This window comes from Sulfuricurvum sp., assembly GCF_028712165.1.
Lineage (GTDB): Bacteria > Campylobacterota > Campylobacteria > Campylobacterales > Sulfurimonadaceae > Sulfuricurvum.
The window spans coordinates 1-5,407 of record NZ_JAQTQR010000110.1 but is presented as its reverse complement, the minus strand read 5'-3'; the positions used below and the strand labels follow the sequence as shown (position 1 = coordinate 5,407).

The window sequence follows — 5,407 nt, the reverse complement described above, 5'->3', positions numbered from 1 at the left end:
AGAATTTTATCTGATCCATCAGGATGGTTGATATCGATTTTAATATAATCAATCACTTCTATCAAAGAGTGAAAATGACGGATAAACTCTTTTTCGGAGCTGTAATGATTAAGAGCAAAGCGGTACCCTTTCGCATGAAGAGCATATACCCGCTCAACCAACTCAGGCGTGATGCTAGTAGATTCGAGAATTTCCAAAACAAAATATGCTGCAGAAATGGCATGAACCACATCGTCCATCAAAATTTTATCGTCTACTTTGACAAAAGCTTTAAGCCCGTATGTCAGCGTGTTCAGCCCGATATAGTTGAGCGTATTGACCAATACTCTGGATGTGGCATGCAGATTGTCATACACATCGGCGCTGTTGTTTTCAGTATTCCGATAGAGCAATTCATAGGCAAAAATATTACCCATTTCATTGAAAATCGGCTGACGTGCAAGATAAATAGAATCATCCATACAACACCTCATTTCGACATATTATAATGTCCTGCTATCATTGTAGCCAACAATTATAATAAAAAAACAAAAATCAACATGTATGCACTTTTACTAAGGAAATTTAAATTATAAAAGGGCAGAAGTTTAATTTAGCGAGACATAAATACGAGTTCAATGCGAAAGTACGCTTCATCCTGCTGGATACTATACTCAAACCCGATTTCATGACTTAAACGTTTTAGGATCTTCTCCCCTATCTTGGAACTAAACAAGTATTTCTCATTCCCTATTTGATTGCCTATCCAAAGCGTCCTTTCCAATGGATCACATCCGATCTCCACCGTGCTGTTCTCTTTTGCATAGGTGATAGCATTTTCCAGCAGGGCACTTAAAACTTTAAAAAGCAACTTTTCTGAAACGACAACACTAAATGCTTTATTCGGAAGTTTTAATCTCAACCCTTTGCGTTGGATCAAAATATCCATTTTATTTTCAAGGGTTTTTAATATTTGTATGATTTCGATACTGTGTGCTTCTTCAAAATCCGAACTTTCAAGAAAAAGAACATTTTTAAGCTCTCGTGTCAGTCTTTCTATATCGTGTCCAAGATCGACAATAAATTTTTCTTTATCATAATGAGCGCTGTTTTCATAGACATCCAGCCGCGACCTCATCAAAGCCAAAGGCGTTTTAAGTTCATGTGCGGCTTCTTTAAATAATTCAGCCTCTTTTTGGCGGTACCCTTCCAATCGTCTGACTAAAGCTTCGAAAGCGGTCGAAACCTCTTTAATCTCTGAAGAAGCATCATTCAAAGCCAGGTCAAAAGGGCTTTCTCGTTTCCACGTTCTCGTTTTAATTGCCAATAATTCCAGCGGTTTCATATAAAAATCAAGCATAAAAATAATAATGAACAAAACGATTAGTAAAGAGACGATATAGCGAAGCAGTAATTTTTGACAGTATTTATGGGTGTTACTGTCTATTTTTTTGTAATCACTGATGGCATTAAGATAATAGTTATTGGAGAGTTTGATAGAAGAGACGATCAGGGTATCGTTTGTTCTATGCGGATTGGCTGAGATAACAAAACGGAGTCCATTCACTTCTGAATCACTTAAAATCATTTTATTATGCGGAATTGTATAAAGAAAGCTTACGTCACTCGAAGGGTTCAAAAGAGTCGTAATGTATTCGTCCGTACTTTCAATGAGCACATGTTTAAGAACACTTTCCGCATCTTCAACTTTTTGTATATAGATTGTTTTTATTGCAATGTATAAGTTTATTGTAAATGCTATTGCAAGCCCTATTGAAAAAATAAGGGCAATTTTAAATTTTAGGGATCTTGCCCATTTAAACTGCACTTAAATATCCTCGTGTTTTTATGGTTTTAATAATACCGGGATGGAGCTTACGGCGTATCCGCCCGATAAGTTCATCAATCGCATTTGAGGTAATATTTTGAGGATTGTCATAAAGAGCATCCATAATTTCATCACGGGAAGCAATATTTCCCTTCTCTAAAAGATAAAAAAACAACTTTTGCTCTGTACTGCTGAGGAGAATTTCATTCCCGGCTTTTTTGATTTGTTTGGAATTCGTATCGATCTCAATATCTTCAAAGTTTTTTACTTTTGGTACATAACGACGTGACAAGGCAATCAAACGCGCTCGCAGTTCCTTAATATCAAACGGTTTTTCCAGATAATCATCCGCTCCGTATTCAAGACCTTGAACTTTTTCATCTATGCTTCCCAATGCACTCAGGACCAATATCCCCATCGAAGAGTTTTTATTTCTGCCGTAGGTGATTAATTCCCTTACACGATCTTTCCCATGAAAGGTACGATCAACAAGAAAAATCTGATACGAGTATGCATCCAGATACGTTTTGGCGTCATTTACATCACTGACGGTATCAATAATCCACTCTTCATTTTGCAAAGAAAGCTTTAATAATTCAAGGAGCTCAGGCTCATCATCAGCAATGAGGATACGCATCTACAACTCTTTCGCTCCGGTCATGAATATCTTGATTGTTTTGTCTTTCAATTCTCTTTTGATAGCGGCTGAGAGAACTATCGCTTCGGTATCATGCAGGAAAAGACGAAAGAGGCCAAAATCCCGTCTTGCACTGACTTGTTCCTCGGCGCTTATTAGAAAAGCTCCGGCACTGTAGCGTTTGCAAGGGAAAAAGTAAAAATCATCATAGCCTTCTTCCAATAATAAATCAACCAATGTATCTTTATTAGCGATTTCAAAGTAAATATCCATACTTGTAATATTCATCACTTACCCTTTTTGTAAATCATTTTAAACGCAGGCGGTAAAATGAGAAGTGTTAGGATCGTCGAAGTCACTAACCCGCCCAATACAACTATCGCAAGCGGTTTTTGGATTTCACTCCCCACACCAGTGGCAAACAGCAACGGTAAAAGACCCAAAGCGGCTATAAATGCCGTCATTAGAACCGGTCGTAGCCGTCTGCGCGCCCCCTCAGCAACCGCATCATCAATCGAATAGCCATTTCCTAAAAGGGTATTAAAATAGCTGACCATCACAACCCCGTTGAGTACCGCAATTCCGAAAAGTGCGATAAACCCGACGGATGCCGGAACAGAGAGATACTCTCCGCTGAAATAGAGTGAAATGATACCGCCGGTCACTGCAAACGGAATATTCAGCAAAATAAGAGCAGTCGAACTTACAGAGCGGAATGTAAAGAAAAGAATCAAGAAAATGACCCCGATACTGATCGGTATTACCGTCATCAACTTAGCGGCAGCACGCTGCTGATTCTCAAATTGTCCGCCGTATACGATCGTGTATCCCTTAGGAAGCTTAATGTTGGAATCGATTTTTTGTTTGGCTTCTTCTACAAAGCCGACCAAATCGCGTCCTTCAACATTGGCACGTACCGTACTGTATCTTTGTCCGTTTTCACGATCTACTTTCAAGGCCCCTTCACTGGTTTCAATTTGAGCCACACTGGAAATAGGAACTGAAAATCCGTCACTCAACGGAAGTTCCAACGATTTGAAAAGCTCCATATCTTGAGAAACTTCGCTATTAAATCGCATCAATACCGGTATTCTGGTATTGCCTACCGAAAGCTCATCAATCGTAACCCCTTCCAATGCTGTTTTTAAGAATAGCTCAAGTTCAGCCGTATCAACACCGGTCTTAGCCGATTCCGTTCGGTTAGGTTTTACGCTGAGATAATTGACCCCTTCATTAAGCGTTGTAAACACTTCGGATGACCCTTTTATCTTATCAAGCGTATCGGCAATATTTTGACTCAGTTCATTCAGCTTGTCAATGTCACTTCCATAAATCTTGATGGCCAAATCCCCCCGAGACCCTGTTAGCATTTCCGATATTCGCATTTCGATCGGTTGGGTAAAGCTAAAACTGATGCCCGGGAAATTTTTGAGTGACTCTTGAATTTCACTTTTGATCTCTTCTTTATTTTTTACTTTCCATTCTTTTTGCGGTTTTAACGTAATAAACGTATCGGTTTGGTTTAACCCCATAGGGTCAAGTCCGAGTTCATCGGATCCGGTTCTCGCAACAATCGTTTTAATTTCCGGAACATGTTCAATAAGCGTGCGTTGTATGGCCAGATTGAGTTCTTTGGATTTTTCAAGCGAAATAGAAGGGGGTGTTTCTATTCCTAAAATAATGTCTCCCTCATCCAACGTTGGCATAAAGCTTTTCCCTACAAATGCAAACAAGGTAAAGCTGATAATCAAGAAGGCAACAGCACCTGTAAAAAGGACTTTTGTACTGGTCAATGCAAACTTGAGCATCGGTTCATAAAGACGTGCAAAAAATCTACCGATAAACGTATCTTCATGAGAAGTGCTTTTTAAAATCAAAGAACTTACAACCGGAATCAGCGTTAAAGACAGAAGAAGTGAACCGAAAAGTGCAAAAACGATGGTCATTGCTACCGGTGCAAAGAGTTTTCCTTCCAATCCTTCCAGTGACAACAACGGCAAAAAGACAACCGCAATAATCAAAATACCGCTGAAAACGGCTAGACTCACCTCTTTTGTAGCACGATACACCTGATGTAATTTTGGAAGAGAGGTATCATTTTCACTTAGTTTGGCAAATGCATTTTCAACGACTACGACAGCGGAATCGACCAGCATACCGATCGCTATTGCCAACCCTCCCAAACTCATCAGATTGGCACTCAATCCAAAATATTTCATCAGTAAAAAAGCAATCGCGATTGAAAACGGCAAAATGACACTCACGGCGATTGCCGCACGTATATCTCCCAAAAAGATCATAAGAAGAACAATAACCAATACGATTGCTTCCACCAGCGCTTTGGAAACCGTCCCTACTGCCTTCTCGATCAGGTTGCTCCGATCATAGAAAGGGACGATACTGACGCCCTCAGGAAGCATCGGCTTTAATTGTTCGAGTCTCTCTTTAATCTGTGAAATGGTCTCTTGGGCATTTGCCCCTTTAAGAGTCAGAATAAGTCCCTCAGTCGCTTCTCCGACACCGTCTTTGGTGACATATCCTAATCGTGTTCTCGAATCGTCTCGAACGTCACAGAAATCGCCTACACGAATCGGTCCGTTGTGGGAATGGATCGTAATATTCGCAATTTCGCTCGCATCTTTGACACCGCTTTGAACTTTAACCAAATAGCTCTCTTCGTTTGCGTCAACCCGTCCTGCACCGTCATTTTTCAGATTTTTTTCCAAGGTATCCTGCAAGGTACTCAGAGGAATTCCCAGATGGCGCATTGCCGTATAATCAGGCTGCACTACGATAGCTCGTGCTTCACCGCCGAGAGAATTGACATCTGCCACCCCTTTTGCACCCCGTAATACCGGACGAATGACAAAGTCGAGCAATTCACGTTTCTCTTTTGGGCTTATGTTTCCTTCAATCGTAAACATAAAGGCTTCGCCCAACGGTGTCGTAATAGGGGCCATTCC

4 protein-coding genes and 1 pseudogene are annotated in these 5,407 nt (G+C 40.4%); all 5 read right to left on the bottom strand.

Annotation, left to right across the window (positions count from 1 at the left end; genetic code table 11):
* Positions 1 to 461: pseudogene (locus PHP90_RS13580) on the bottom strand (diguanylate phosphodiesterase); the annotation flags it as partial.
* 131 nt (positions 462 to 592) lie between these two features.
* Positions 593 to 1,807: a hypothetical protein gene (locus PHP90_RS13575; RefSeq protein WP_299930977.1), complete on the bottom strand. Its 1,215-nt coding sequence runs from the start codon at positions 1,805 to 1,807 to the stop codon at positions 593 to 595.
* A complete protein-coding gene (locus PHP90_RS13570; protein ID WP_299930975.1) occupies positions 1,797 to 2,444 on the bottom strand; it encodes a response regulator transcription factor in 648 nt (215 codons plus the stop codon). The genes PHP90_RS13575 and PHP90_RS13570 overlap by 11 nt, the downstream gene beginning before the upstream one ends.
* Positions 2,445 to 2,732, bottom strand: a complete 288-nt coding sequence (locus PHP90_RS13565) for a DUF3240 family protein (RefSeq protein ID WP_299930973.1) — start codon at positions 2,730 to 2,732, stop codon at positions 2,445 to 2,447.
* The coding region (locus PHP90_RS13560; RefSeq protein ID WP_299930971.1) for an efflux RND transporter permease subunit at positions 2,732 to 5,407 on the bottom strand (2,676 nt) is incomplete at its 5' end. The genes PHP90_RS13560 and PHP90_RS13565, both read right to left, overlap by 1 nt.

What these genes read in the sequence shown, in the direction of transcription:
- PHP90_RS13570 (WP_299930975.1), bottom strand. Translation starts at nt 2,444, where the DNA reads ATGCGTATCCTCATTGCTGATGATGAGCCTGAGCTCCTTGAATTATTA.
- PHP90_RS13565 (WP_299930973.1), bottom strand. Translation starts at nt 2,732, where the DNA reads ATGAATATTACAAGTATGGATATTTACTTTGAAATCGCTAATAAAGAT.